Genomic DNA, 26,942 nt, shown 5'->3' on the forward strand with positions numbered 1-26,942 from the left:
TCGCACCATGACCAGTGCTCCCACCCCGCGCCGCAGCTCGCTCGCGCGCGCGCTCCCGGCACTGTTCGAGCCGAAACCGTCCGAGGACGATGGAAAGCCGCCGATCGGGGCGCGGGACCTGCTGGTCGTCGCGGTCTATTCAGTGATCGTCCTGCTGCTGGCCGCCTCCGGTGCGGAGAACTCCGGGTTCCTGCTCCAGGGGCGGATCTGGCCCGCGGAGGTCTCGACCGCGCTGATGCTGGTGGCCTGTGCGAGCCTGCTCTGGCGGCGCCGGCGACCGGTCATCACCCTCATCGTCGCCGGTCCCCTGAGCGTCGCGGAGATCATGGTGGGCGGCCAGATCTCTGCGTACTTCCTGTTGTTCGAGGCGCTGTTCGACCCCGTCATGCACGGCAGTCGACGGCTCGCGGTGCGGACCACCTGGGCGGCACTCGTGCTCGGGGCGGCAGGCTTGCTGGCCGTCCTCTTCTCCGGCCTCCCCGGCGAGGCAGTCTTCGTCCTCGCGATGATCGCCCTGCTCGTCGTGGTCACCCCTTTGCTGTGGGGCTGGGAGGTGCGCCATCATCGCGATGCACGGCAGGCCGCCGAGCAGCTCGCGGGCCTCGAGCACGAGCTCGCCGCGACCCGCGCCGCTCACGCGGTGGAGACCGAGCGGCGAAGCATCGCCCACGACCTGCACGATGTGATCGCCGGGCATCTCAGCGCCGTCTCCCTCCACACCAACCTCGCCTCCTCCCTCGAGGACCGGGCCGCCCGTGACCGCTCCCTGACCACCGCCCGGGAGTCCGCGCACGCCGCGCTGCGCGACCTGCGCTCGATGATCGGGATGCTCTCCACCGCGGAGGCCGGGGCCCTGCCCGACGTGACGCTGGACTGGCCCTCGCTCACCGCGCGCCTGCACGGCCGCGACCCGGAGGCGCAGGTCAGCATCGATCCGGTGGTCGCTGACCCCGCCCGGGTGGAGCCGGCGGTGCAGGCAGCGCTGCTGCGGATCGGCGCCGAGGCGGTCACCAACGCGGTGCGCCATGGGCAGGCCCCGATCACGCTGGCGGTGCGAGTGGATGCCGGGAGCGTGGTGCTCGAGCTGCGCAATCGGCGGTCGGCAGCGACGGGGCTGGACAATTCGGGGCCGGGCGGTGGAACGCCGGACAGTGGGGCGCCGGGCATCGGAGTGGGCCGTGGCGCGCTCTCGCACCGGGCCGCCGCCGTGGGCGGGAGCGCGAGCTCAGGACCTGTCGCCGGCGACGGCTCGGGAGCGGGCACTGGCTCCGGCTCCGGCTCTCACTCCGGCTCTGATTCCTGGCGGGTGCTCGCGCGACTGCCGGTGAAGGCCGCCATGCCCACCGTCGCGCTGGGCTCAGAGCCCCTCGTGACCACACCCGAGGAGTCCCGTTCATGACCACCCCGCCCGCTCCCGCCGCGTCCACCGCGACCCCTCCCCCGATCCGGGTGCTGGTCGCTGAGGACCACCCTGCCGTGCGCTCGGGCCTGGTGGCGCTGCTGGCTTCCGCGCCGGACATCACCGTGGTCGCGGAGGCGGCCGACGGCGAGGCCGCGGTGGCTGCGGCCCGTGAGCACCACCCGGACGTGGTGCTGACCGACGTGCGCATGCCGGGTGCGACCGGCATCGAGATCACGCCCCGTCTACGGGAAACCGGTGCGAACGTGCTGGTGATCTCCGGCTTCGATCTGGATGACTATGTGCTCGGCGCGCTCGCGGCCGGCGCCGACGGGTACCTGGTGAAGACCGAGGACCCGCAGCGGATCCTCGCCGCGGTACGGGACGTGCACCGCGGAGATGCCGTGCTCTCCGTGGCGGCGACCCGCGCCGTGGTCGGGGCGCTGCGCGGGCGCGAGGTGGAGGTGGCCAGCCCCGCGGCGCAGGTCGGTTCCGCAGTTCCCGTCGAACCCGCCCCGAGTTTCACCGGCCGCGAGGAGGACGTCCTCGCGCTGGTCGCCGAGGGGCTCACCAATCAGCAGATCGCCTCGCGGCTCTTCGTCGAGATCAGCACCGTGAAGTCGCACCTCTCCCATGCTCTGCTGAAGCTCCAGCTGGACTCACGGGTGCAGGCCGCGCTGTGGTGGCAGCAGCACCGGGGCTGAGCCCGCGGGAGGGACGGATCTGAGGTGAGGGGCGAAGGCCAGGCCCCACGGCGCGTCATATATCACCGTGACGAGAAGAGGGTCGGCATGGAAGGATCACAGTGGTCGCGGACGCTGTTCCGTCGGCCCCACCGGATGGTGACCTGACTGCTCCGCCCCAGCCCTTTCAGGGCTTCCCCTCGGGAACGCGCGGACGTGCGGGTTCCGGCCCTTCGGTCCCTCGACGAAGAAAGCCCTGCTGCTCTCATGACGACGCAGACTCCCACCCCCACGGGAGAGTTCCCCGCAATCCAGTCCTCCGGCATCGTCGCAGGCGGCTCCTCCGCCGCCGAGGCCGAGTTCGCCACGCGCGACGGCGCCGACGACCCCTCGACCACGGTCGTGGACGGTCACGCTCCGAAGGACGTCACGGTCGCCCCGATCATCGCGGTGCTGGTGGTCTCCGCCTTCGTCATGATCCTCAACGAGACCCTGCTGTCGGTCGCACTGCCCACCCTGATGGATGACCTGTCGATCACCGCGGTCACCGCGCAGTGGCTCTCCACCGGCTTCATGCTCACCATGGCCGTGGTCATCCCCACCACCGGCTTCCTCATGAAGCGCCTGTCCGTGCGGCACGTGTTCCTGATCGCGATGCTGCTGTTCCTGGTGGGCACCGCGAGCGCGATGCTCGCCCCGACCTTCCCGGTGCTGCTGGGCGCCCGTGTGGTGCAGGCCGCCGGCACCGCGATGGTGCTGCCGCTGCTGATGACGACCATCCTCGCGCTGGTGCCGATCCGCTCCCGCGGCCTGGTGATGGGCCTCGTCGGCGTGGTCATCTCCGCAGCGCCGGCGCTCGGCCCCTCCATCTCCGGGTTCATCCTCGAGCACGGCACCTGGCACCACCTGTTCCTGATGATGCTGCCGATCATCGTGATCGCCCTGACCATCGGGCTGATCTTCATGCGCAACTACACCGAGCCCGAGAAGGTACGTCTCGACGTGCTCTCGGTGATCCTCTCGGCGTTCGGCTTCGGCGGCGCGATCTACGCGCTGGCCTCGATCAGCCAGATCGTCTCGGGCACCAGCCGCCTGATCCCGCTGCTGGCGGCCGGGATCGGCGTACTCGCCCTCACCGCGTTCACGCTCCGCCAGCTGCGGATGCTCTCCCGTGGCGATGAGCCGCTGCTGGACCTGCGCCCGCTGAAGGTGCGCACCTTCACGGTCTCGGTGCTGGTCATCCTGATCGGTTTCGCGACCATGCTCGGCACCGTCGTGGCGCTGCCGCTGTACATGACCGGCGCGCTCGAGATGACCACGCTCGAGATCGGCCTGACGATGCTGCCCGGTGCGGCGGCCTCAGGCCTGCTCGGCCCGTTCATCGGCGCCCTGTACGACCGGGTCGGTCCGCGACCGATCGTGGTGCCGGGCATCGCGCTGATGGCGATCGTGAGCTGGCTCGAAGTGTTCCTGCTCGACGCCGACGCCACCCAGGGCCTGATCATCGCGCTGAACATCCCGCTGGGCATCGGCATGGCGATGGTGATGACCCCGCTGCTGACGCTGTCGCTGGGGGCGCTGCCGCGCTCGCTGTACGGCCACGGCTCGGCGATCCTCAACACCCTGCAGCAGCTCGCCGGGGCGCTCGGCACCGCGGTGTTCATCGCCCTGCTGACCCTCGGCGCGGTCATCGCCGCAGAGTCCGGTGCCTCGGCGCAGGCCGCCCAGGCCAGCGGCATCTCCTGGGCATTCGTCTTCGGTGGCGTGATCACCACGGTCGCGACCGTGCTGGCCATCACGCTGAAGTCGACCCCTGCCCAGGACGAGCCCGCCGCCTGAGCGGACGCCGCGGCGACTTCCCTAAGCTGGCGCGATGAACGCGATGAGCAGGGTGATCTTCATGTGCGGGCCGGCGGGCTCGGGGAAGTCGACCGTCGCGCGCGGTTTCGAGGCCGCCGGGATGGTGCGGCTGTCCGTGGACTCTGAGGCCTGGGCCCGCGGGCACCGCACGATGCCGCTGCCCGAGGCGGTGGCCGCCGAGATCATCACCGTGCTCGAGCAGCGCCTGCTGGCGTGCGTGCGCGCGGGGCAGGACGTGGTGCTGGACCTGTCATTCTGGTCCCGGCAGATGCGGGACGACTGGCGGGCGCTGCTCGCCCCGTCGGGCATCGTCCCGGAGATCGTGCACGTGGTCGTCTCCCGGGAGACGGCGCTCGCCCGGGTCGCGGCGCGGGCCGTGGGCCACAGCGACGATTTCCGCCTGCCGCGCGAGATCGCGGAGATCTACTACGACCACTTCGAGCCGCCGACGGACGACGAGGGCCCCGTCACCGTGGTCCGCACCGACTGAGGCAGCTCGACTCAGAGCAGCGCCGCGAAGCGTTCCAGGGCGGCCGGGCCCACCACGTCCTCCTCCCCCAGCGGCACCTCCTGGAGCGGCACGTGGGGCAGGGCGGCACGGAGGGTCGTCAGGTGCTCCTCCTCCAGCGCGCGGCGCCGGTCGAGGAACTCCCCGCGGCCGGCCGGGGAGCGCTTGTTGACGATCAGGGCGCCGATGTCGACGCCGGTGCGGGTGAGCTCCTGGTGCAGCTCGATGGTCTCCAGCACGGGCAGACGCTCAGCGGCCAGCACGATCGCGAAGGACGAGAGCTCGGCGTCCACGAGCACCTCGCGGAGCCCGGCAAGGCGGTCGCGGCGGCGCAGCAGGATGGAACGGATCTCGTCATCCCGCTCCTCGATCGGGTCGCGTGGAGCGGTGCTGCCGAGGAGCGTCCTCCCGCGGTCGCCGTCCAGCCCGCGCATCGCGGCGCCGAGCTTCGCGGACTTGTCGCGGCGCTTGAGCAGCCCGTCGGTCCAGGCGGTCATCACCTCCGGCAGCGCCATCAGCCGCGCGGTGTGCCCGGAGGGGGCGGTGTCGAAGACGACCAGGTCATAGTCCCGGAGCCCGGTCTCGACGAGCTCCGTCATCCGCTCCAGCACCGCGGCCTCGTGGGTGCCCGGGGAGCGGCGCGAGAGGTCCATGTGCTTGTCGACCTCCCCGGCGAGGTTGTCCGGCATGAGGCGCTTCAGGGTGTGGGCGACGTCCTTCAGGTGACGGTCGGTGGTGGCGTCGGGATCGATCTCCAGGCCGAACAGGCGCCCGTCCACCCCGTCGCCGAGCGGGGCGACACGGTCACCGATCCTCTGGCCCCAGAGGTGGCCGAGGTTGTGGGCGGGGTCGGTGGAGACCACGAGCGCGCGTCGGCCCCCGCGGGCGGCGGCGAGGGCCACGGCGGAGGCGACGGTGGTCTTGCCGACGCCGCCCTTCCCGCCCAGGAAGAGCACGCGGCGCTCGGCGGCGAGGTTCAGCAGCATCGGTAGTCCTCCAGCGGTGAGCGCTCCATGCCCATGCGGCGATGCCAGTCATGGAAGCTGTCGTAGAGCACGGGCAGCAGCTCGGCGGTGTAGTACGCGGCGGGGTTCGGGACCCCGAGCATCTCGCTCATCACGAGCATTCGGAACAGGTCGTCCTCATCGCGCCTCGCGCGGGCGAAGGTGCGCCGGTAGGGGGCGACGTAGAACTCGTGGAGGCCGTCGCTGAAGGACCGCCAGCGCTGGGCGAGCCGGACACGGGTGCGTGCGGGGGCCACCCCGCCGGCGGGCCTGTCCGGGGACCCGCCGACGGGAGCGCGTGGGGAGGTCGGAGTCACTCGCGGGAGCCGCCGTCGGCCGAGACGGAGTCCCGTTCGTCCTCCTCGTCCAGGTCCGGCTCAGGCTCCGAGCCGTAGGCCCGCTTCAGCGCGATCGCGGATTCGACGATCACCCACACGGCGGCGACCACGATGATCACATCCATGATCAGCAACAGCCAGTTGCCCTCGCGATAGAAGGTGCCCAACTGGATGATCGCGGCGTACACGCTGACGAACAGGACGAACAGCAGCGGGATCATGATCGGCAGCACCGGGCGGCGCTTGCGCATCAGCATCACTGCGAGGATCGCGAGGGTCAGCCCGGCGAGGATCTGGTTGGTGGTGCCGAACAGCGGCCAGATGATCATGCCGCCGGCCCCGTCGGCGCCAGCGCTGAAGGCCAGGCCCAGGCACACGGCCAGCACGATCAGGGTCGCCACCAGCGTCCCCAGCTTCACGCCGACGATCTGCCCGATCTCCTGGACCACGAAGCGCTGCAGGCGCACCCCGGTATCCATCGTCGTCGCCGCGAACAGCACCGCCATGGTGGCCAGGATCGTCGCCGAGAGCGAGGTGGGGATGCCGAGACCCTGATTGAGGATCGAGCCGCCACCGGTGACGAACGCCGCGACGCCGCCCTCGTTGAAGGCGGAGTACACGGCTTCCCAGTCCGCCAGGGTGCGGAACCCGGCGGTGGTGGCGATGATCGCGCCGAGGGCCAGCAGGCCCTCTCCGACCGCGCCGAAGTAGCCCACGAAGCGGGCGTCGGTCTCCTTGTCCAGCTGCTTCGAGGAGGTGCCGGAGGAGACCACGCCGTGGAAGCCGGAGACGGCGCCGCAGGCGATGGTCACGAACAGCAGCGGCATGATGCCGGGGGTCCCGTCGGGCACATTCGCGTTGATCGCGGGGGCGACCACCTCGGGGCGGAAAATCAGCACCGCGCCGTAGAGCAGGCCCAGCCCGATGAACAGCTGCAGGCCGTTGATGTAGTCGCGCGGCTGGAGCAGCACCCACACCGGCAGCACCGAGGCGATCGCGGCGTAGACGAACAGCACCACGATCCAGAACGCACCGGCGGACAGGCCCAGCACGGTCTCCGGCAGCACCACCGGGAAGCGGTCGCCCAGCAGGATCAGGCCGTACAGGGCGACCACGCCGATCACGGAGACGACCGGCAGGCTCCACTTCAGGCGGTAGATCGCCTGGCCGATCAGCACGGCCACCACGAGCGCGCCCCAGGTGGGGATCACGGCCGTGGGGGTGGAGACCAGCAGTCCGGAGATGACCACCGCGAAGGCGGCATTGACCATGAGCAGCAGCAGGAAGATGACCACCAGGAACAGGCGGCTACCGCGCTTGCCGATGTAGCGCGCCGAGAGGGTGCCGATGGACTGGCCGCGGTTGCGGACCGAGGCCCACAGGGCGCCGAGATCGTGCATGCCCGCGAAGAAGACGGTGCCGAGGGTGACCCACAGGAAGGCCGGCAGCCAGCCCCAGATCACGGCGACCGCGGGACCGACGATCGGGGCGGCGCCGGCGACCGAGGTGAAGTGGTGTCCCCACAGGATGAACTTGTTGGTGGGGACGAAATCGACCCCGTCCTGCAGCTCATGGGCGGGGGTGCGGAAGGAGGCGCTGAGCTTGTAGACGCGCCTGCCGAGGAAGCGGGAGTAGAGCAGATAGCCGGCGATCATCATGGCGATGCCGACCACTGCGAGGATCAGGGAGTTCACGGGGGCTCTCCTGTCGAGGGGCGGGGAAGGGACCACGGCGACAGGGGCGCAAGGGCGGCCGACGGGCGGAGCCGCCGGTCACCGATCACGTCGTCATCGCGCGCGATGGGACTCACCGTAACCGACGCCTGCGCCCTTGTGCACGGAACTGAGCACTGTGCCGGGTCCGGCACCACCTGAACCGCGCCCTCGACATCAGACCACCGCAACTGCGCCACCGGGGCTCTACCCCTCGCCCGGAGCCACCGGAGTTCTGTCTCTGGTGAGGCTTGAACGCCCTATAGCCGTTCAAGCGTCACAGGCGTCAAAGTTCTGGTGGCGGATGGGGCGCGGGGGACGACAGGGCGCGGAGGTAGCGACGGGTGACGAGCTCCTGGACGAGGCGGGTGACCGGGGCACCGAGCCGGGCGTACCAGGTCGCGGGGCGGGAGACGACGTCGAGGTGGAAGCGCACCAGCCCTGTCGCTGTGCGGGTCAGGGTGAACTGCTCGATTCCGGATTCGGGATGACCAGGCAGGGTGCCGTAGGTGAAGCCGGCGCGGTCCGGTGCGTCGACCACCTGCAGCACGCGGCAGGGTGCGGTGAACTGGAAAGGTCGGCGACCGAGCACCAGGTGCACCTCGGTGCCCTCCTGCAGCGGGGTGTGAGTGGCGCTGACCTGCAGTCCCGCACGATGGTGCACCACCCAGGAGCGCAGCGCAGAGACCGCGCGCTCGAAGTCCATGCCGGTGATCACGGTGCTGCGGTGGTCCCTGCGGTACCCGGCGGGCGGATGCTCGAGGGCGTCGTGCGGGGCGGTGACCGGGTGTTCGACCAGCGGGAGAGAGACGGAGGAGACCGCGGCCGAGGAGCGCGAAGGTCGCAGGCGATGAACGCTTCTCGCGAGCGGCGACGGAAGGGAGTCGATCAGGGTGTCGAGCCGCAGCGCCCACCGGCCCTCGCGCAGCATTTCGTCGGCCCAGGCGGAATCGTCCCGGTCAATCGCCGGGCTGAGCGGGCGGGGCGTCCAGCCGTCGGCCCAGCGGCCGGCGGTGAGGGTCAGGGACGGGCCCGTCCCGTCCTCGCCGCTGCCACCGCTCGCACCGAAAGAGGTGCGCTGACTGGACCAGTCCGGTGACAGCTCCACCTCGAAGGAGCCGTCGACAATCGACAGGAGCGTGCGGTCGAGGTCCTCGAGCAGGTCGCGGGAACCGGAGTCGCAGGCATCGCAGCCGCAGTCCGGCACGGTGCTGACGGAGACCGCCGGGTCACCGATACCGACGACCAGGCCGAGGATCAATGCGTCGCCGCCCTCGAGGTCGGTGCTGCCTGCTGCGCCATCGGGCGCGGTGCGGGCGAGGACGAGCGGCAGGGCGCCGGGCCGACTGGGACGCAGCACGGTGGTGCGGTGGAGGGCGAGGCGCGGCGGGGTCGCCCAGCGGACACCCGCGCGGAGGTCGCCGCTCTCCACGTCCTCGCGGGTCGCCCAGCCGCGGGCGGTGAGCACTCGCGCCCAGGCCTCGGCCCGTGCCCAGAGGATCCGGTACTTGCCGGGATTGAGGCAGCGGCTGTACTCCTCCTCCAGGCTGTCGCGGTCCTCGCCGTCGGGTCCCCGGTGCGGGTCCTCCCATCCGGGGGTGTCCGCGCCGGTCTCCGCGAAGGTCTCCTCCACCTCGGACAGCAGCTGCAGGAGTGCGTCGGAGAACGGCGGGCCGGCGTCGGCCCACTGCTCGGAGGCGTCCTCCGCGATCTCGCAGAGGGAGGCGTGATCGGCCTCCCACCAGGTGGGGGCGGGGGTAGTGGTCATGCCTGGGAACTTACCGTGACCAACGCCGGACCTCTACCGGAATATGTCGTCAGCCTGCGCTGCTGCGCCCCGCGGCGGAGGCGATGCCGAGCCAGGTGTGGCGGTTGTTCCACCAGCACCAGCCGAGCTTCGGGGCGTCCTTGCGGTCCTTCCCGTCCCGGCCGGTGCCATTGGAGATCCAGAGCGCTGGGGTGCGGGAGTCGAAGCTGCCGCTGGGCTTCTGCAGGCGCGAGCCGATGGTCATGAAGCAGTGGTTCCGCTCGAGGATGCCCGGCTGCTGGAGCACCCAGTGGATGCCCTCGGTGAGCAGCAGCGGGGTGCGGCCACGAGCGGTGAGCTCGGCGAGAGCCTCCGCCGGGGAGGCATTCTCGAACTCGTCTCCGCGGTCCAGGCCCTCGACCAGGTAGAGCGCCTCGCCGCCCAGCTCGATCCCGGTGGGGGCGAACTGGTCCACGTCGGTCATGTCCTCGACCACGAAGCCGGGCTTCCCGCTGCGGCGCAGCAGCGGGGTGAGGGCCGACGGCGGCGCGAGCGCCGGGTCGATGACGAGCAGTGCGTCGGTGCGGTCGTTCCCCCACCGTTTGGTTGCGGTGCGCAGCGCATCCTCGGGCAGTCCCGCGAGGGCGTGGACGTCGAGGTCGATCAGGCGCTGCGCCTGAGCGGAGAGGGTCGGCAGGGCGGGGCCGTGCGCGGCGCTCATGCGCACCCCATGACGAGCGCCTGGCGACGGCGCCGCACCCCGCCGGAGAGCGCGTGCAGCACCCGGGCGGTGTCCCCCCAGCCCATGCACTTGTCGGTCACGGACTGGCCGCGCACGAGGCCTGCGGGTCCCTGGTCCACCTCGAGCTTCTGGGCGCCGGCGATCAGGTTGCTCTCGAGCATCACCCCGGCCACGGCCGCGCCGTCGACCGCGATCTGGCCCGCGAGCATCGTCGCGACCTCGGCCTGGCGCACATGGTCCTTGTTGCTGTTGGCGTGGCTCGCGTCGATGATCAGGCGCTGCGGCAGGCCGCCGTGGGCGAGGCGCTCGGTGGCGGCGCGCACCGGGCCGGGGCCCCAGTTCGGGCCGTCGGCCCCGCCGCGCAGGATCAGATGGGCATCGGGATTGCCGGTGGTGGAGACGAGGCTCGCACGTCCATCACTGCCGATGCCGAGGAAGGACTGCGGGGCCGAGGCCGCCGCGATCGCATCGAGCGCCACCTGGATCCCGCCGTCGGTGCCGTTCTTGAAGCCGATCGGCATGGAGAGGCCGGAGGCGAGCTGGCGGTGGATCTGGGACTCGGTGGTGCGGGCGCCGATCGCGCCCCAGCTGATGAGGTCAGCGATGTACTGGGGGCTGGTCGGTTCGAGGAACTCGGTCGCGGTGGGGAGGCCGAGCGCGGTCACCTCGCGCAGGAAGGTCCGGGCGCGGCGCAGGCCGGTGGCGATGTCGTGGGAGCCGTTCAGGTGCGGGTCGTTGATCAGGCCCTTCCAGCCCACGGTGGTGCGCGGCTTCTCGAAGTAGGTGCGCATCACCAGCAGCAGCTCCTCCCCCACCTCGTGCTGGATCGCGGCGAGGCGGCGGGCGTAGTCGAGTCCCGCCTCCGGGTCGTGGATCGAGCAGGGGCCGACGACGACCAGCAGCCGGTCATCGGCGCCTGCCAGCACTGCGCGGATCCGGTCGCGGTGGCCCGCGACCCGTGCGGAATGCTCGGGACCGAGGGGCAGCTCGGCGAGGAGCTCGGCCGGGGTGGGCAGCGGGGTGTAGCTCGCGATGTGGCGCTCGGGGGCGGTGGTGGTGCGTGCGGGGGCGGTGGCGAGAGCAGTCATGGGTCCTGTCCTTCGTAGGGGCGGACCCGATGCTCAGAACCTGCGCAGAGCCCGCCGGGAAATGGCGAAGGGCAGAGCGTGTGCTCTGCCCTTGTCGGCTCTGGAGAGGTTGGGGACGCTACACGGCCGCCGGCCCCTCCAGGGCCGACTTCGCATAGGTAAACCAACGGTTCTGCATGCGGGAGAGACTACATGGATCCCTGCGGGGAGCAAGCCCGAGTCCGCAGCGGGGCGGGAGCGGGTGGGCGGGCCATCGCTTTCGCGGCAGGACGGGCCTACGGTGGAGGCAGGTCCGCCGACGGGCCTCGACGGCGTTCCGCTCTCCGAGGAGGACAGTGCCATGCCCCGCAACGTCGCGCAGAAGCTCATCGCCGCTCACCTGGTGGAGGGGTCGCTGGAGCCCGGAGCCGAGATCGGCCTGCGGGTCGACCAGACCCTCACCCAGGACGCCACCGGCACCATGGTCATGCTCGAGCTGGAGGCGATGGGCCTGGACCGGGTCCGCACCGAGCTGTCGGTGCAGTACGTGGACCACAACCTGCTGCAGACCGACGAGAAGAACCCCGACGACCACCTGTTCCTGCAGTCCGCCGCCCAGCGCTTCGGGCTGTGGTTCTCCAAGGCCGGCAACGGCGTCTCCCATCCCGTCCACCAGGCACACTTCGGTCGTCCGGGCGCGCTGCTGATCGGTTCGGACTCCCACACCTGCGCGGCCGGGGCACTGGGGATGCTGGCGATCGGCGTGGGCGGGCTCGAGGTCGCGATGGCGATGGCCGGTCAGCCGCTGTACGTCACCCTGCCGGAGATCTGGGGCGTCGAGCTGACCGGGAACCTGCCGGACTGGGTCAGCGCGAAGGACGTGGTGCTGGAGATGCTGCGCCGTCACGGGGTCAGCGGCGGCGTGGGCCGCATCATCGAATACCACGGCTCGGGGCTCGCCCAGCTCGATGCGATGGACCGGCACGTCATCGCCAACATGGGCGCCGAGCTCGGGGCGACCGCGACAGTCTTCCCGGCCGACGACGCCGCCCGCGACTACCTGGAGGCCGTCGGCCGCGCCGAGCAGTTCGAGCCCTGGGAGGCCGACGAGGGCGCGACCTACGACCTGACCGAGCGCATCGACCTCGCTGCGCTCGAGCCGCTGATCGCCCGCCCCTCCTCCCCCGGCAACGTAGTGCCGGTGGCGGAGGTGGCCGGAGAGCCGGTGAATCAGGTGGTCGTCGGCTCCTCGGCGAATCCGGGGCTGCGGGACTTCGCCGTGGTGGCTGAGATCCTCGACGGCAGGCAGGCCGACCCGCGGGTGTCGGTGGACATCAACCCCACCTCGCGGGAGGTGCTGGCGGACCTCATCACCGGCGGCTGGCTGGGGTCGCTGGTCGCCTCCGGCGCCCGGATCCACCAGTCCGGCTGCATGGGCTGCATCGGAATGGGCCAGGCCCCCGCCAGCGGCCGCAACTCCCTGCGCACCATGCCCCGCAACTTCCCGGGCCGCTCCGGCACCGAGGAGGATGCGGTGTGGCTGTGCTCCCCGGAGACCGCAGCCGCCTCGGCGCTGACCGGGACGATCACCGATCCACGCACCCTCGAGGCCAGCCACGACCTCCCATATCCGCGACCCACGCTGCCCGGGCAGTACGCGCAGATGAGCGACATGCTGATCCCACCGCTGCCCGAGCAGGAGGCGCTGTCCGTCGAACTGGTCAAGGGACCCAACATCTCCTCGCTGCCGGACTTCGCGCCGATCGCGGACCGCCTCGCGGTGCCCACGCTGCTGGTGATGGGCGATGACGTCTCCACCGACGAGATCCTGCCGGCCGGATCCCAGGTGCTGCCCTTCCGCTCCAACATCCCACGCATCGCCGACTTCGCCTTCACCCGGATCGACAAGGACTACCCGCGCCGGGCCCGGGAGACCGACGGCGGACACGTGGTGGTGGCCGGGAAGAACTACGGACAGGGCTCCTCGCGCGAGCACGCGGTGATCGCCCCGCGCTACCTGGGGCTGCAGGCCGTGATCGCGGTGAGCTTCGCCCGGATCCACTGGCAGAACCTCGCGAACTTCGGGATCGTGCCGCTCGAGTTCGAGGACCCTGCGGATCTGGAGTCGATCGCGGTCGGCGATGAGGTGATCCTCGAGGGCGTACACGCGGCGCTGCGCGAGGGTCGAAGCCTGAGCGCGACGATCGGCGGGCGCGAGGTGCGCCTGGCGCACCGGCTCTCGGAGCGCCAGGTGGGCATGGTCCTGGCCGGGGGTCGGATCCCGCTGACGGCGCAGCAGGTGAGATGAGTGTGTGCCAGGCGTGACGTCGACTGGTTCCGGGACGCGGTCACCGGGGCGTCGAAGGGCTGACGCGCAGGCGCATCGGCTCCGACCGGAAGGTCGGACCCGACCGGCGCTGTCGTTCTACACTCGCGACCACCGCGCACTATCGGCGCGGACCCTCGACATCAGGAGGTACGCGATGAGCACCGACGAGAAGTTCGAGAACGCGAAGGACAAGCTGGGCGGCCAGGCCAAGGAAGGCTTCGGCAAGGCCACCGGCGACAAGCAGACCGAGACCGAGGGTCAGGCCCAGCAGGGCAAGGCCGAGGCGAAGGACAAGCTCCAGGACGCCCGCGATTCCGTGAAGGGTGCCGCTGAGGGCATGTTCGGCGACAAGGACAAGCGGGACTGATCCGGCCCGGGCGAGAGCCCGGTCTGCGCGCAGTTCTCGGTGGCGGCTCCACGTGGTGGGGCCGCCACGGTCATGCCTGAGGGTCGGGCGTGCCGCCCTTCAGTGCCAAGAGTGGGGTTGACGGGTTCGGGCGTGAGCAACAGGGGTGACAGCCACGCCCGCGAGGAGCAGGATGGGCGGCCCGGACCCCTCCGAGAGGACCCCGCCATGACGCAGCGCCTGCGCGTCCAGAACTTCACCGTCTCCCGTGACGGCATCGCCGCCGGCGAGGACCAGACGCTCGAGCGGCCCTTCGGCCACGACGTGAATCCGATGGAGCTGATGAGCTGGGCTGCGGGCACCGCGAGCTGGCCCAACCGCACGGACTCCGGCGGCAGCCGAGGCGTCGAAGACCGCCTGACCCGCGACTTCACCCACGGCATCGGTGCCGAAATCATGGGCCGTCACAAGTTCGGCCCCAAGTCCGGCCCCTGGCCCGACGAGACATGGGAGGGCTGGTGGGGTGAGGAACCACCGTTCCACACCCCTGTCTTCGTGCTCACGAGCCACCCGCGCCCGCCGCTGGTCAAGGGCGAGACCACCTTCCACTTCCTCGACGCCACCCCGGCTGAGGCACTTGAACAGGCGAGAACGGCAGCGAATGGGCTCGATGTGCGGCTCGGTGGGGGTGTCACCACCCTGCGCGCCTTCCTCGACGCAGACCTGGTCGACGAGCTGCACGTGGCGATCGCGCCGATCGCGCTGGGGACGGGCCTGAAGCTCTGGGATCGGCCGGAGGATCTCGAGGACCGCTTCCACCTGGAGAAGATCACTGCTGACAGCGGTGTGACGCACTGCTTCCTCTGGCGGCGTTCCGCCTGATCTCGCCACCAGTCTCGCCACCGGTCTCGCCACCGGATTTCTGTCGCTCGTGAGGTCTTGAACGCTCCACAGCCGTTCACAGCTCACAGGAGACAGAGTTCTGGTGGCATCGCCGAGACCTTCGACCGCGGCGAGCCGTGGACGGTGCAGCGCTCGGTCGACCAGGGCGAGCCGGAGGAGACCGCCGTGAGCGTCGCAGTGTTCGCCGGGCGGTGAGCTGAGAGCCGCGAGCTGAGCAGCCAATGCTGCCCACCACGCCGCCTGCACGCCGAATCGGGGGCTGACCGCAGAACCTGCGCCATGGGCTTTGGTATCACCGGTGATACACTCCCTTCATGAACGGAGTGACGGTCAGAGACCTACGGAATCGCAGCGCCGAAGTGCTTCGTCGGGTTGAGCACGGGGAGACGCTCACCGTGACGCGGGACGGCGAGCCCGTCGCCGCCGTCGGCCCCCTTCCTCGACGGGCACTCTCCGTCGAGACGCTGATCGCCCGTCGGCGTTCGCTGCCTGCGATCGATGCAGCGGAGCTGCAGGCCGAGATCGACGAGCTGATCGATCCAGCGTTGTGACGCACCCGGACAGCCATGGAGTGCTGGACACCTCGGCATTGATCGATCTTGCCTCGCTGGACCCGTCATCCCTGCCCTCGAGGCCTAGCATCACTGCGATCACCCTCGCCGAACTCTCGGTCGGCCCTCACGCGGCCCGGTCAGCCTCCGTGCGGGCGGCGCGGCAGGCACATCTGCAGCAGGCGGAAGCAGATTTCGAGCCGATCCCCTTCGACAGCTCTGCGGCACGCGCCTTCGGGCTGGTCGCCGCGGCGCTGCGCGCCTCAGGCCGCAAGCCTGCCGCCCGCGCCTACGACGCACTGATCGCCGCCGTCGCGATGTCCCGGGAACTGCCGGTCTACACGGCGAACCCGAAGGGCTTCGAGGGGATCGACGGACTCACGGTGCATGAGGTGCGGCGCTCGGACGACGCGTGACCGCGCCGTACAGATCCACGGCGAGAGGATCGACGCCGGGACGGCGAACGTCATGTGGTCCGCGACGTCCGCATCGCCGTGTTCACCCCAGACCCTCATACTCCTCCTGCATCTCCAGTGCGCCGAAGGCCTCGACGATCACCTCGACGGTGCCGTGGAATCGGAGGTCGTTCCCGTCCGGGGAGGCCTCGCGCACCAGCAGTCCGTAGGTCGCGAGCGCTGCCAGGTCCCGTCCCGTCTGCCAGTACCGCTGGATCTCGTCCATGTCGGGGTCACCGCCGAGGTCCGCCGGGACCAGGTCACGGTCGAGCGCGACGCGGATCGTGGCCGGGAGTGCGAGTCCGCCGGGCGAGATGGTGTGCATCAGAGCCGCGAAGGTGTCGGGGCCGCCGAACAGGCCACCCTCCTCGGGCCCCTGCTGCAGGGTGTCGAGGATCAGCAGCATGAGCAGCGCCCGGGAGAAGCGGACGAAGGCCGCAGGGTCCTCCGTCTGCGGGACCGCGGGCGTCAGCCCCTGCCCCGGCGTGACCCGGGTGCTGCTCAGCTCCAGCCAGCCGCCGCTGACCAGGGCGTTCCAAGGGCCGACGATCGGGCCGACCTGCCACATCGTGGTGAGCTTCTGCTCGCCGAGGTCGAGCTGCCATGCCTCGACCAGGGCGCGGACGTCGGCCATGCGCAGCGCGCCGGTGGAGGTGATCCGGCGGCCCTCGCCCACGTGCTCGAGCAGGCGCACGGCGCCGCGCACCAGAGGGATCTCGGCGTAGACGGCCGCCGCTCCGACCGGGTCCTCGTCGACGTCGACGGAGCTCTCCAGGGCGCTGCGCGACAGCCCGTCCTGCGGGAGGAACCAGGGCCAGCCGAGCGCCTCCGCACCGGCGGAGGCCGCAGGGTCCGTGCTGACAGGTTCCGGTGCCGGGGCATGGGAGAAGAAGGCGGAGCCGCTGCCGGCTCCGAGCGCTGGGCTGCGAGCACCGGGGATGTAGGGACGGGAGGGGTTCCGCAGCTGCCCTGTGTCGCTGAGCTCATGGCGTTCTACCACGGTGAGCTCTGTGTTGTACCAGGTCATGAAGCCTTCCAGGGTCTCGGCGTCGTCGAGCTCGACGCCGAGGGTCTGGGCGTAGGTGAGGATGTTCCCGGAGAAGGTACGACGGGAGGGGTCGTCGGCCGCTTCGAGCGTCGTGAACTCCAGCTCCGCCAGGAGCTCCTGGGCGTCATCGGCCGTGAGCCCGTCGGGGTGTCGGCGGCCGGTCTCCTGCAGGAAGCCGAGGAACTGCCCGAGCGCCGGGCCCTGCGCCATGACCATCTCCCGCGGCTGGACCACCTTCCGGGGCGCCACCTCGGTGAGCAGCACCTCGATGAGCTCCCCGGTCCAGTAGGTGGGGTCAGGGCTCTCCAGCTGCTCCGCCTTCAGTCGCAGCAGCTGCTCGACATGGGATGCCTCCGAGTCCGCCGTCGCCACGGAGACAGCGTCCCGGCGCGACAGCACGAACTGTGCGAGCAGCGCCTCGACATCCCGCTCCCAGCGGCGGGTACCGGTGCTGTGCCGGTCAGGGCCGGGACCTGTCTGTTCGCGGTGGTCGCGTCGTGTTCTGCGCTTCTTCGGCATGTCTCCCATGATGACGGCTGAAGGGATGCCGCGCGACATCGAGCTCACGACGCGCTCTCTCCGACGGCGCACTCCGTGCACGAATCAACTGACGACGAACCCGTCGCCGCTCTTCACGGGCTCCAGCACCCGGGCGAGGCGGGTGACCGCCTCGATGAGCAGCGGCTGCGGCATCGCATAGATCAGCCGCACATGCCCGGCTCCGGCAGCGCCGCAGTCGGTGCCGTCTGTGCATTCCACGCGTGCGTGCTCGAGCAGGTGGTCGTGCAGGGAGCCGGTGATGCCATAGGCGCGCAGGTCGAGCCAGGCGACGTAGGTGCCCTCCATCGCGGTGAGCTGCGCCCGCGGCAGCAGGGTGCGAACCAGCTCGGTGAGGGTGTCGCGGTTGCGGCGCAGGTAGGCGACGATGTCCTCCAGCCACTCCCCCGCCTCGGTGTAGGCGGCCGCGGTGGCGGCGAGGCCCAGGTTCGCGGCGCCGTGGCGGGCGAAGTGGCCGACGGCGATGAAGTGGTCGCGGTCGGCGTCGTTGCTGGTGATCAGCTGCGCGCACTTCAGCCCCGGCAGGTTGAACGCCTTCGACGCGGAGACGGCGGTGATCGTGTGGCCGGCGGCGGTCTCGCTGAGCGAGGCGTACGGGAGGTGCTGGCCCTCGAGCACCAGCGGCATCCAGATCTCGTCGGAGAACACGCGCCCGCCCTTGCGGTCCACCAGGTCGATGAGCGGGTCCATCTCCTCCCGGGTGACGACTCTGCCGGTGGGGTTGTGAGGATTGCACAGCACCAGCAGCTCACCACCGGCGTCGAAGGCGGCTTCGAGCGCGGCGAGGTCGTAGCGGTAGCGGCCGGAGTCATCGCGGAGCATCTCGACTTCGATGACCTCGCGGCCCATCAGTGGCGGGACCTGGAGGAACGGCATATAGGACGGGGTGGGCACGATGATCTTCGAGTCCGGGCGCAGGAAATGAGAGATCACGGCCTGGAAGATCGAGATGACGTCGGGCATCTCGTGGATGTGCGAGGGATCCACGGCCCATCCGGTCTGCCGATCGAGGAAGGCGGCGGTGGCCTGCTGCAGCTCGGCCGCGAGCGGGGCGGGGAGGTAGCCGAAGGCGCCGCGCTCCACCTCGGTGTGCAGCCGCTCGGTGACCGCCGCGGGAACCCCGAAGTCCATCTCGGCGACGAACGCTCCGATCACGTCCCCGCCGCGGGCCCAGCGGGTGGCGCCGGCCGCGACGAGGTCGTCCTGGGTGATGGCGTCGAGCTGCGGGGTGGTGGGCATGGGAACTCCTTCGGTGCGGCGCGCGTGGGTAGGCGCTGCGGATGCTGTGGAGCTTATCGAGCACTGGTGCCCGCGAGGAGTGACCGTCCCGGCCAGTCGGGCCGTTGGTCCATTGCTCCGCCCCGCCGACGGGGGTACCGTCGGAAGCAGTATTCATGCAGTCCACGGCGGGTGCAGGGAGCTCTGGCAGCGATGATGATCGAGGGATATCCGGTTCCTGAGGCGAGGCCCGCTCTGCTGCGGCTGCGCGACCGTATCGACGGCACCTTCCTCGAAGCCGGTGATGAGGCGTACGACGAGGCCCGCGCGGTGTGGAACGGGATGATCGACCGGTACCCGCTGGCCATCGTCCGCGCCGCCTCTGTGGCCGATGTGGTCCCGGCGCTCGAGGCCGCCCGCGAGACCGGGCTGCCGCTCGCGGTGCGCGGCGGCGGGCACAGCATCGCAGGCCTGGGGACCGTGGACGACGGGATCGTGCTGGACCTCGGCGCTCTGCGCGCCGTGCACGTGGATCCCGAGACCCGCCTGGTGACGGTTGAGCCCGGGGCTCGGACCGGCGACGTCGACGCCGCGACCGCCCCTCACCACCTGGCGGTACCGCTGGGGACGGTCTCCACGCCCGGGATCGCCGGGATGACGCTCGGCGGCGGGGTGGGCTGGCTGGCCCGCCGGGCAGGGCTGACGCTGGACCGGCTGGAGCGCGCCGAGGTGATCACCGCGGCCGGCGAGCAGCTCACCGCGAGCGCCACCGAGAACCCGGACCTGTTCTGGGGGCTGCGCGGGGGTGGCGGCAACTTCGGCGTGGTCACCTCTTTCACCTTCCGGGCGGTGCGCCTCCCCGACCCGATGCTCGGGGTGACCCTGTTCTACCAGCCCGCCCGCTGGCGCCGAGCGCTCGCAGCCTTCGAGCGCTGGAGCCGCGGCCTGCCCGATACGCTCACCACGATCCTCACGATGATGGTCATGCCCGAGCACCTGGGGATGGGCGACGAGGCGTGGCTGATGATCCGCTGCGCCTACGTGGGCGACGACGTGAAGGCGGGGAACCTGCTGCTGGACCGTCTGCGCCGAGCCGCCCCGCCCGATGACCAGACCTCCGGCGTGATCGACTGGCCGCGATGGCAGAGCGCCATGGATGATCTGTTTCCGACGGGGTCACGCGGGTTCTGGCGCAATGTGGCCTTCTCCCGGATGGATGAGGATGCGCTGGATGCGCTCACCTCGATCGCCGCAGCGATTCCCGGGCGGGGCACCGCCGTGGACATCCACCACCTCGGCGGCGCCTTTGCGCGCGTGCCCGAGGAGTCCACCGCCTTCCCGAACCGCACCGCGCGGTTCTGGATGACGATCTACGGCTTCTGGCAGGAGGAGGGCGAGGACGCACCTCTGACTGCCTTCGCCGAGCGGGCTCGCGCGGTGATGGAGCAGCTCAGCGAGCACGGCGAGTACGTGAATTTCCGGGCCCGCGAGCACACCCACCCCGTCGCCGACATCTCGCGCCACATCTACGGTGAAGAGACCTACCGCCAGCTGCAGCGGGTCAAGCAGCGCTACGACCCGGGGAACCTGTTCCGGGGAAATTACAACGTGGCGCCGTAGAGGAGAGACCGCCCGCTCACTCTCGCGCCGGACCCACGGACCTCCCCGGCATGAGTCTGACGGCGACCGGCCCCGGGTGCTGCGCCGTCGCGGCGTCGACCCCTTCGTCGAGCGCGGCGAGCAGCAGGTCCACGCTCTGCTCGGCCTTCACGGAGATGTCCTGCCCGATGGTGGTCAGGACCGGGGAGGTGACCTGGCTGATGTCGAATCCGTCGAAGCCGATCACGGAGATGTCCTCGGGGACCCGGGCCCCGGCCGCGGTCAGGCCGTGGAGCAGTCCGGCGGCGAGGTCGTCGGCCGAGCAGAACACGGCGGTGGGTCGGGGGATGAGCGCGAGGACCTCCTGTGCGGCGGCGATCCCGGCACCAACAGTGGTCTCGGTGAGGGCGGGCATCGCCTCGGGGGCGGGCAGTCCGGCCTGGGCGAAGCCGGCGCGGAAGCCTCGCCACCGTTCATCGTCGACGCTGGTGACTTCGCGGATCGGGCCGAGGAAGAGCGCGTGGCGGTGCCCGTTCTCCAGCAGGTGCTCGGCGGCCAGCCTGCCGCCGGCGAAGTCGTCGGCATGCACGGTGAGGGTGCCGGGCACGGCGGTGTAGTTGTCGGAGAAGAGCATCGGCACGTCATGCCCGCCGCGAAGTCGTTCGACCTCGGTGAGCAGCGTGTTGATCACGATCGCGCCCTCGACGTTCCAGGAGCGGAGGCTGACGACCGTCTCCTGCAGGTCGGTGGCGGTGATCAGCATCGAGACGTAGCCGTGCTTCTGCAGCACGCGGGAGAGCTCGCCGACGTAGCGGGCATCGTGGGTCGAGGTCATCACGTCGCCGTCCCCGTTCACGATCAGCGCCACGATCCGCGAGCGCCGGCGTGAGAGGGCTCTGGCGGCGCCGCTGGGGACATAGCCGGTGGACTCCACCGCGGCCATCACGCGCTCCGCCGTCTTGGCCGAGACCTTCTTGGTCTTCCCGGCGAGCACATTGGACACGGTCATCATGCTCACCCCGGCTTTCGCCGCGACATCAGCCAGCGTGGTCATGGGCCCCTCCTTCTCATTCCGTCGCGATCACCTGGTTGCCGTCGGCATCAGCGTGCGCTACTCTATCCGCAGTTTAACGCTAAACGTTGCATCGATGCTGATCACGAGCGTTGGACGACCTGCACCACTCACGACTCCCTGAAATCCAGCAAGGATGGTGGACCATGTTCAGCCGACGTTCATTCCTGTCGACAGCAGCCCTCGGGGTGGTCGGCGCAGCCGGTCTCGCCGGCTGTTCCTCCGACGGCCCCGCGGCCCTCGAGACCGCCCCCAGCGGTCATCCGGTCCAGGGCGCAGCCCTCACCTACGACCCCAACCACCTCGTCAACGACGGCGAGCCGATCACCCTGGAGTGGTGGCTGTGGGATGGGGACGAGATCTTCGGTGCCTTCGCCGAGGCTTACACCGCGATCCACACCAACGTGGAGCTGAAGATCGTCAAGCAGCCCTGGGAGGACTACTGGACCAAGCTGCCGCTGGCGCTGAAGGACAGCGGGAACCCCGCCATCTTCAACATCCACAACAGCTACCACACCAACCTCTTCCCCTACCTCGAGCCGTACGACCTCGATATCGCGCAGCTCTCGGAGGACTACACCGCCGTGGACGCTCACGTCATCGACGGGAAGGTCTACTACGTCGACTACGGCCTGATGTCCGGGGTCATCTACTACAACACCGACATGTGGGAGGCCGCCGGCCTCACCGACGCGGACATCCCGAAGACCTGGGACCAGCTGCGTGAGGTCGCCAAGAAGCTCACGATCAGCGAGGGCGAGAACTTCACCCAGGCGGGCTTCAACTTCAACGCCCAGTTCAGCGCCTTCACCCCGGGGATGCCGTACCAGCAGGGCCAGAACCTCTTCGCCGAGGACCAGATCACCCCGACCTTCGCGACCGACGCGATGACCGATGCGGTCGCCTTCTTCCAGGGCCTCTACGACATCGACAAGGTGGGCTCGAAGGACTTCGGCACCTCGGCCGGCGACTCCTTCGGCCAGGGACAGACCGCGATGACCTACTCCTGGACCCACCTGGGCGGCACCCTCGCGGCGGACTTCCCGGACCTCCCCTATGCCACCTTCCCCACCCCGGTTCCCGTCACGGGCGAGGAGCCCTATGCACTGGACCGCTACAACGGTGAATCCACGATCGGGATCAGCAAGAACGCCGACGATGCCGCGAAGGCCGTGGCCCAGGACTTCCTCACGTTCTTCCTCACCAGCGAGGAGAACCTCAAGGCCCTGTGCCTGAACTACCACGTGTTCCCGATGTACGGGCCGCTCGCGGAGGCTCCCGAGATCGCGGAGAACCCCCAGCTCTCCTCGCTCGCCGAGAACCTGGAGCGCTACATCTGGCCCGGGCCGATGCCCGCCACCATCGAGGAGAACGCCACCACCATGTGGGAGGACATCCTCTACAACGGGGTCGCCCCCGCGGACGCGATCGCCGCCGCCCAGGCCGCGATCGAGACCGATCTGTCCTCCGCCGACTTCGTCGCCGTCGAGGACAAGTACGCGTTCTACCAGCCCTCCCACTGACCTGATGCGGGGCCCGACCGCTGCGTCGGGCCCCGCTCGGAGGACCTCATGCACACCACTGCCACTGCCACCGCCCCCACCACTGACCCACCGCTGCGTCGCCGCCGGAAGATCGTCTACAAGGGCGAGGCGCCGCTGCGCAACACCGTCGTCCTGGCCCTGATCGCCTTCAACCTCCTGCTGCTGGTGATCCCGGTCGGGATCGCGTTCGCCGGCAGCTTCCACAATTGGAACCCCCTCAGCGGGGTCTACGATCCCGTCGGCCTCGAGAACTATGCGCGCATGTTCACGGATCCTCGGCTGCTGCGCTCGCTCACCAACACCACCGCCTTCGGCGTGGTGGTGATCGTGGCCCGGGTGGTGATCGGCCTGGCGCTCGCGCTGGCGATCTTCTCGAAGGCCACCCGGTTCAAGACGTTGTTCCGTGCCGTGTTCTACATGCCCACGGTGACCCCGCTGGTGGCCGTGGCCTACGTCTGGAAGATGATGTACGACCCGCAGGTCGGAGCGATCAACTCCTTCCTGGGCCTGGACGTCAACTGGCTGTTCGACACCACCTTCGCGCTGCCCGCCATCATGACGATGACGATCTGGAAGGACTTCGGCTACGCCGTCATCCTGTTCCTCGCCGGGCTGTACTCGCTGCCGGAGGACGTCATGGAAGCGGCCCAGATGGATGGGGCCGGTGCGTGGAAGCGGTTCTGGTTCGTCACCTTCCCGTTGCTGCGACCGATGACGATCTTCGTGGTGATCACCTCCTTGATCTCCTACCTGCAGGCGTTCATCCAGGTGCTGGTGCTCACCAAGGGCGGCCCCGGCTCCTCCACCTTCCTGATCTCATACCTCATCTATGACGAGGCCTTCGTGAAGTACAACTTCGGCTACGCCTCGGCGGTCGCCTTCGCGCTGTTCCTCGCCACCGCCCTGCTCACCGCGCTCTCGTTCGCCCTGTCGGGGATGCGCCTGCCCCGCCGGGCCGATCGTCAGAGGAAGGACTCCTGATGCGCCGCCTTCCGCACCTCATCCTCCACGTCGGGCTGATTGTCATCGGCGTCATCACGGTGTTCCCGTTCGTGTGGATGCTGCTGAGCGCTTTCAAGCCCAACAGCGAGATCCGCGCACTGGATCAGACGTTCTTCCCGCGGGAATGGACCTTCGAGAACTTCCTGAACATCCAGGAGAACTTCGACTTCCTGCGGCTGTTCGCGAACTCCGTGGTGCTCTCCACGACCATCACCGCGATCTCGCTGTACACCAGCGTGCTGGCCGGTTACGTGCTCGGCAAGTACGTCTTCCGGGGGCGCGGGCTGCTGTTCGGTTTCGTGCTGTCCACGATGATGATCCCCTGGGCGGTCACGATCATCCCGCGGTACACGATGTTCGCCGACGTGGGCCTCAAGGGCTCCTGGGCGTCGCTGATCATCCCTGCCGTGTTCAGCGGATTCGGCATCTTCATGATGAAGCAGTCGATGGACGGCATCCCCGACGAGATCCTCGAGGCGGCCCGCATGGACGGTGCCTCCGAGCTGTACATCTTCCACCGCATCGTGATCCCGATGAGCACCAATTCGATCAGCGCGCTGGCGATCTTCCAGTTCCTGTGGGTCTGGGAGGACTACCTGTGGCCCTACCTGATGATCGACGACGACGCGAAGCAGGTCCTCGCCGTCGGGCTCACCACCTTCAGCGGGCGCTACTCGACGGACTTCGGCGGGCTGTTCGCCGCGACCACCCTGTCGATCCTGCCGGTGCTGATCGTCTACATGATCTTCCAGAAGCGCTTCATCGCCGGTGCGGCGAGCGCAGCAGTCAAGGGATGAGGCACCTATGACCCAGTCCGCGCTCGAGACCGACGGCACGCTCCGCGGCGAGCACTACCGGATCACCCCGGTCGCACCCCGTGTGGTGCGACTGGAGTGGTCCCCGAAGGGGCGGTTCGAGGACCGTCCCTCCACCTTCGCGATCCACCGCGACCTGGCACCGCAGCCGGTACGGGCCACCCGCGAGGGAGGCCGGCTGAGCGTGGTCTCCGAGCATTACCGGCTGGAGTATGACGAGGGCCCGTTCTCGACCAACGGCCTGCAGGTCCAGGTCACCGGGAACATCTCCGCCTATCACTCGGTGTGGCGGTACGGGCAGGATCTGTCCCTGCCGGCCCATCAGGAGGGCCGGCGCCGCGGGGAGCCCACGCGGATCTTGGACGGGAACCTCGGCGGGGCCGCCCGCACCCTCGATGAGGCCGACGGGGCGATCCCATTGGAGACCGGGGTGAACTCCCGCTACGGCTATGCACTGCTGGACGACTCCGAGTCGATGGTGTTCGACGCCGACGGGGCCCTGCAGCCGCGCGACGCCGCTCCTGGGACGCTGGACCTGTACCTCTTCGTCGCCGGCCACGACCACATCGGCGCGATGCAGGACTTTCACGCGCTCAGCGGTCCCCAGCCGCTGCTGCCCCACTTCGCGCTGGGCAACTGGTGGTCGCGCTTCCACCGCTACAGCGAAGAGTCCTACCTCCAGCTCATGGACCGTTTCAGCGACGAGCAGGTCCCGCTCTCGGTCGCGGTGATCGACATGGACTGGCACCTGACCGAGGTGGATCCGAAGCATGGCTCGGGCTGGACGGGCTACACCTGGAATCGGGAGCTCTTCCCCGATCCGGCGCGCTTCCAGCAGGAGCTGCACGAGCGCGGGCTGGCCGTCACCCTCAATGTCCATCCGGCCGACGGTGTCCGCGCCTTCGAGGAGGCCTATCCCGCGATGTGCCGGGCGCTCGGGCGGGAGGCGGACGGCGAGCCGATCGCTTTCGATGCCGCCGACCCGGCCTTCATGAGCGCGTACTTCGAGGTGCTGCATCGGGATCTCGAGCAGCAGGGCACGGACTTCTGGTGGGTCGACTGGCAGTCGGGTCCGTACTCGCGGCGGGCAGGTCTGGATCCGCTGTGGGTGCTGAACCATGGGCATTTCGAGGACAGTGCTCGTGAGGATCGGCGTCCCCTCACGTTCTCCCGCTACGCCGGGCCGGGCTCCCATCGCTACCCGATCGGATTCTCCGGGGACACGGTCACGACCTGGGATTCCCTCGCTTTCCAGCCGCGTTTCACCGCGGCCGGGGCGAACATCGGCTACGGCTGGTGGAGCCATGACATCGGCGGCCATATGGAGGGTTACCGGGATGATGAGCTCGCCGCGCGCTGGGTCCAGTTCGGGGTGTTCTCGCCGATCATGCGCTTGCACTCGAGCAACTCCTCCTTCAGCGGGAAGGAGCCCTGGCGCTTCGGCACGGCAGCCGAGGCCACGATGGCTGACCACCTTCGACTCCGGCATCGGCTGCTGCCTTACCTGCATGCGATGAACCGGCGGGCCCATGTAGAGGGACGCTCGCTGGTGGAGCCGACGTACTTCGTGGACCACTCCCCGGCGGCCTACGACCATTTGGATCAGTACTCCTTCGGCTCCGAGCTGCTGGTCGCCCCGATCACCCGTCCCGCTGCGCAGGACACAGGACGCGGCGCGGTCGAGGTGCATCTGCCCGCAGGGCGCTGGGTCGATATCCGCACTGGGCTCGCTTACCGCGGCGGGCGCACCCTGCGCCTGCACCGGGACCTGAGCAGCATTCCCGTGCTGCTGCGCGCTGGAGGCATCCTCCCGCTCGCGACTGAGCTCGATGACCCCTGGTCCCAGGCCCGGATGCCCGCCCTCGAGGTGCTCGTCGCCGCCGGGGAGAGCCGCAGCTTCGCGCTCTGGGAGGAGCCCGAGGAGGGCCGCTGGACCTGCACCGAGTTCGCGCTCGACATCAAGGCGGGCTCCCTGCGCATCACGAGCGACGGCGCCGGATTCGGGCCGGAACGGAGGCTCAGCCTGCGGCTGCTCGGTTTCGACAGCTCTGCTTTCGCGGATCTGGCGGGGCCGGCCGGGCCGGCCGAGGTGCGCCCGGAGGAGGGAGGGCTGCTGGTCGAGGTGGATCTGCCCGGCAGCACCGGTGACATCGAGCTCCGCTCCGGAGGTTTCCGGACCACGGGAGCGAATGATGTGCTCGGGCAGGTGACCGAGCTGCTGGATGAGGCGCAGATCGGGTTCGGGCTGAAGGAGACGCTGCTGCGCTCCGTGGAAGATCTCGGGATCGGGGCGGCGGCGACCTGGAGCGCGGCTGGAGTGGTGCCGAGCGGGCACTCCCCGCTCGTCCACGACTACAACATCGCCTCCCCCGAGCTGATCTCCGCGATGCAGGAGATCCTCTTCGCGGAGTGACGGGGTGACCGGAGGGACTGGAGGAGCGT

General features: G+C 69.8%; 23 protein-coding genes. 14 read left to right on the forward strand and 9 right to left on the reverse strand.

Going from position 1 to position 26,942, the window contains the following annotated elements; translation table 11 throughout:
• Positions 1-7: 7 nt before the first annotated feature.
• From ABD893_RS13270 to ABD893_RS13285, 4 genes are all read left to right on the forward strand, one after another.
• Complete coding sequence (locus ABD893_RS13270) at positions 8-1,399, forward strand: sensor histidine kinase (protein ID WP_345081048.1); 1,392 nt, start codon at positions 8-10, stop codon at positions 1,397-1,399.
• A complete protein-coding gene (locus ABD893_RS13275; protein ID WP_345081051.1) occupies positions 1,396-2,103 on the forward strand; it encodes a response regulator in 708 nt (235 codons plus the stop codon). Before ABD893_RS13270 ends, ABD893_RS13275 begins: the two co-directional genes overlap by 4 nt.
• A 246-nt stretch (positions 2,104-2,349) precedes the next feature.
• On the forward strand, positions 2,350-3,921 hold the full coding sequence (locus ABD893_RS13280) for a DHA2 family efflux MFS transporter permease subunit (protein ID WP_345081054.1): 1,572 nt from the start codon (positions 2,350-2,352) through the stop codon (positions 3,919-3,921).
• A gap of 34 nt (positions 3,922-3,955) precedes the next feature.
• A complete protein-coding gene (locus ABD893_RS13285) occupies positions 3,956-4,432 on the forward strand; it encodes a P-loop nucleotide/nucleoside kinase family protein (protein WP_345081056.1) in 477 nt (158 codons plus the stop codon).
• An 11-nt stretch (positions 4,433-4,443) separates the two neighbouring features.
• Here the strand turns inward: ABD893_RS13285 and ABD893_RS13290 are convergent, their stop codons facing one another.
• The 6 genes from ABD893_RS13290 to ABD893_RS13315 form a co-directional block, all read right to left on the reverse strand.
• Positions 4,444-5,436 carry an ArsA family ATPase gene (locus tag ABD893_RS13290; protein ID WP_345081059.1) on the reverse strand — a complete coding sequence of 331 codons (993 nt, stop codon included), beginning with the start codon at positions 5,434-5,436 and terminating at the stop codon, positions 4,444-4,446.
• Complete coding sequence (locus ABD893_RS13295) at positions 5,427-5,711, reverse strand: cory-CC-star protein (protein WP_345081062.1); 285 nt, start codon at positions 5,709-5,711, stop codon at positions 5,427-5,429. Before ABD893_RS13295 ends, ABD893_RS13290 begins: the two co-directional genes overlap by 10 nt.
• 56 nt (positions 5,712-5,767) lie before the next feature.
• On the reverse strand, positions 5,768-7,486 hold the full coding sequence (locus tag ABD893_RS13300; protein ID WP_345081065.1) for a carbon starvation CstA family protein: 1,719 nt from the start codon (positions 7,484-7,486) through the stop codon (positions 5,768-5,770).
• A 304-nt stretch (positions 7,487-7,790) separates the two neighbouring features.
• Positions 7,791-9,272: a DUF1990 domain-containing protein gene (locus ABD893_RS13305; protein ID WP_345081068.1), complete on the reverse strand. Its 1,482-nt coding sequence runs from the start codon at positions 9,270-9,272 to the stop codon at positions 7,791-7,793.
• A 49-nt stretch (positions 9,273-9,321) separates the two neighbouring features.
• Positions 9,322-9,972, reverse strand: a complete 651-nt coding sequence (locus ABD893_RS13310; protein WP_345081071.1) for a DUF5701 family protein — start codon at positions 9,970-9,972, stop codon at positions 9,322-9,324.
• Positions 9,969-11,081: a 3-deoxy-7-phosphoheptulonate synthase gene (locus ABD893_RS13315; RefSeq protein WP_345081073.1), complete on the reverse strand. Its 1,113-nt coding sequence runs from the start codon at positions 11,079-11,081 to the stop codon at positions 9,969-9,971. The genes ABD893_RS13310 and ABD893_RS13315 overlap by 4 nt, the downstream gene beginning before the upstream one ends.
• Positions 11,082-11,421: 340 nt before the next feature.
• Here ABD893_RS13315 and ABD893_RS13320 point away from each other — a divergent pair, with 340 nt between their 5' ends.
• From ABD893_RS13320 to ABD893_RS13340, 5 genes are all read left to right on the forward strand, one after another.
• Positions 11,422-13,368 carry an aconitate hydratase gene (locus ABD893_RS13320; protein ID WP_345081076.1) on the forward strand — a complete coding sequence of 649 codons (1,947 nt, stop codon included), beginning with the start codon at positions 11,422-11,424 and terminating at the stop codon, positions 13,366-13,368.
• Between the two features lie 175 nt (positions 13,369-13,543).
• A complete protein-coding gene (locus ABD893_RS13325; protein WP_345081079.1) occupies positions 13,544-13,756 on the forward strand; it encodes a CsbD family protein in 213 nt (70 codons plus the stop codon).
• Between the two features lie 207 nt (positions 13,757-13,963).
• A complete protein-coding gene (locus ABD893_RS13330) occupies positions 13,964-14,617 on the forward strand; it encodes a dihydrofolate reductase family protein (protein ID WP_345081082.1) in 654 nt (217 codons plus the stop codon).
• A 335-nt stretch (positions 14,618-14,952) separates the two neighbouring features.
• Positions 14,953-15,189 (forward strand): type II toxin-antitoxin system Phd/YefM family antitoxin, encoded by a 237-nt coding sequence (locus tag ABD893_RS13335; RefSeq protein ID WP_345081085.1) that lies wholly within the window; start codon positions 14,953-14,955, stop codon positions 15,187-15,189.
• The gene (locus tag ABD893_RS13340) at positions 15,186-15,605 is read left to right on the forward strand and encodes a type II toxin-antitoxin system VapC family toxin (protein ID WP_345081088.1); all 420 of its coding nucleotides are present in this window, start codon (positions 15,186-15,188) and stop codon (positions 15,603-15,605) included. Before ABD893_RS13335 ends, ABD893_RS13340 begins: the two co-directional genes overlap by 4 nt.
• A gap of 82 nt (positions 15,606-15,687) precedes the next feature.
• Here the strand turns inward: ABD893_RS13340 and ABD893_RS13345 are convergent, their stop codons facing one another.
• Both ABD893_RS13345 and ABD893_RS13350 read right to left on the reverse strand, forming a co-directional pair.
• Positions 15,688-17,211, reverse strand: coding sequence for a hypothetical protein (locus tag ABD893_RS13345; protein ID WP_345081091.1), 1,524 nt, complete (start codon positions 17,209-17,211; stop codon positions 15,688-15,690).
• An 84-nt stretch (positions 17,212-17,295) separates the two neighbouring features.
• Positions 17,296-18,489 carry a MalY/PatB family protein gene (locus ABD893_RS13350; RefSeq protein WP_345081094.1) on the reverse strand — a complete coding sequence of 398 codons (1,194 nt, stop codon included), beginning with the start codon at positions 18,487-18,489 and terminating at the stop codon, positions 17,296-17,298.
• Between the two features lie 195 nt (positions 18,490-18,684).
• Here ABD893_RS13350 and ABD893_RS13355 point away from each other — a divergent pair, with 195 nt between their 5' ends.
• Positions 18,685-20,088: an FAD-binding oxidoreductase gene (locus ABD893_RS13355; RefSeq protein ID WP_425548382.1), complete on the forward strand. Its 1,404-nt coding sequence runs from the start codon at positions 18,685-18,687 to the stop codon at positions 20,086-20,088.
• Positions 20,089-20,104: 16 nt separating this feature from the next.
• Here ABD893_RS13355 and ABD893_RS13360 read toward each other — a convergent pair whose 3' ends face one another.
• Positions 20,105-21,121, reverse strand: a complete 1,017-nt coding sequence (locus ABD893_RS13360) for a LacI family DNA-binding transcriptional regulator (protein WP_345081103.1) — start codon at positions 21,119-21,121, stop codon at positions 20,105-20,107.
• Positions 21,122-21,285: 164 nt separating this feature from the next.
• On the opposite strand from ABD893_RS13360, the gene ABD893_RS13365 reads away from it, so the two are divergent.
• Genes ABD893_RS13365 through ABD893_RS13380 form a run of 4 tightly spaced genes read left to right on the forward strand, consistent with a single transcriptional unit; the run spans position 21,286 to position 26,913 of the window.
• Positions 21,286-22,662 carry an ABC transporter substrate-binding protein gene (locus ABD893_RS13365; protein ID WP_345081106.1) on the forward strand — a complete coding sequence of 459 codons (1,377 nt, stop codon included), beginning with the start codon at positions 21,286-21,288 and terminating at the stop codon, positions 22,660-22,662.
• Positions 22,663-22,710: 48 nt separating this feature from the next.
• A complete protein-coding gene (locus tag ABD893_RS13370) occupies positions 22,711-23,664 on the forward strand; it encodes a carbohydrate ABC transporter permease (protein ID WP_345081109.1) in 954 nt (317 codons plus the stop codon).
• Positions 23,664-24,482, forward strand: a complete 819-nt coding sequence (locus ABD893_RS13375) for a carbohydrate ABC transporter permease (protein ID WP_345081112.1) — start codon at positions 23,664-23,666, stop codon at positions 24,480-24,482. The genes ABD893_RS13370 and ABD893_RS13375 overlap by 1 nt, the downstream gene beginning before the upstream one ends.
• A 7-nt stretch (positions 24,483-24,489) precedes the next feature.
• Positions 24,490-26,913, forward strand: coding sequence for a TIM-barrel domain-containing protein (locus ABD893_RS13380; RefSeq protein WP_345081115.1), 2,424 nt, complete (start codon positions 24,490-24,492; stop codon positions 26,911-26,913).
• Positions 26,914-26,942 lie beyond the last annotated feature (29 nt).

This window comes from Brachybacterium paraconglomeratum, from assembly GCF_039541415.1.
Lineage (GTDB): Bacteria > Actinomycetota > Actinomycetes > Actinomycetales > Dermabacteraceae > Brachybacterium > Brachybacterium paraconglomeratum_A.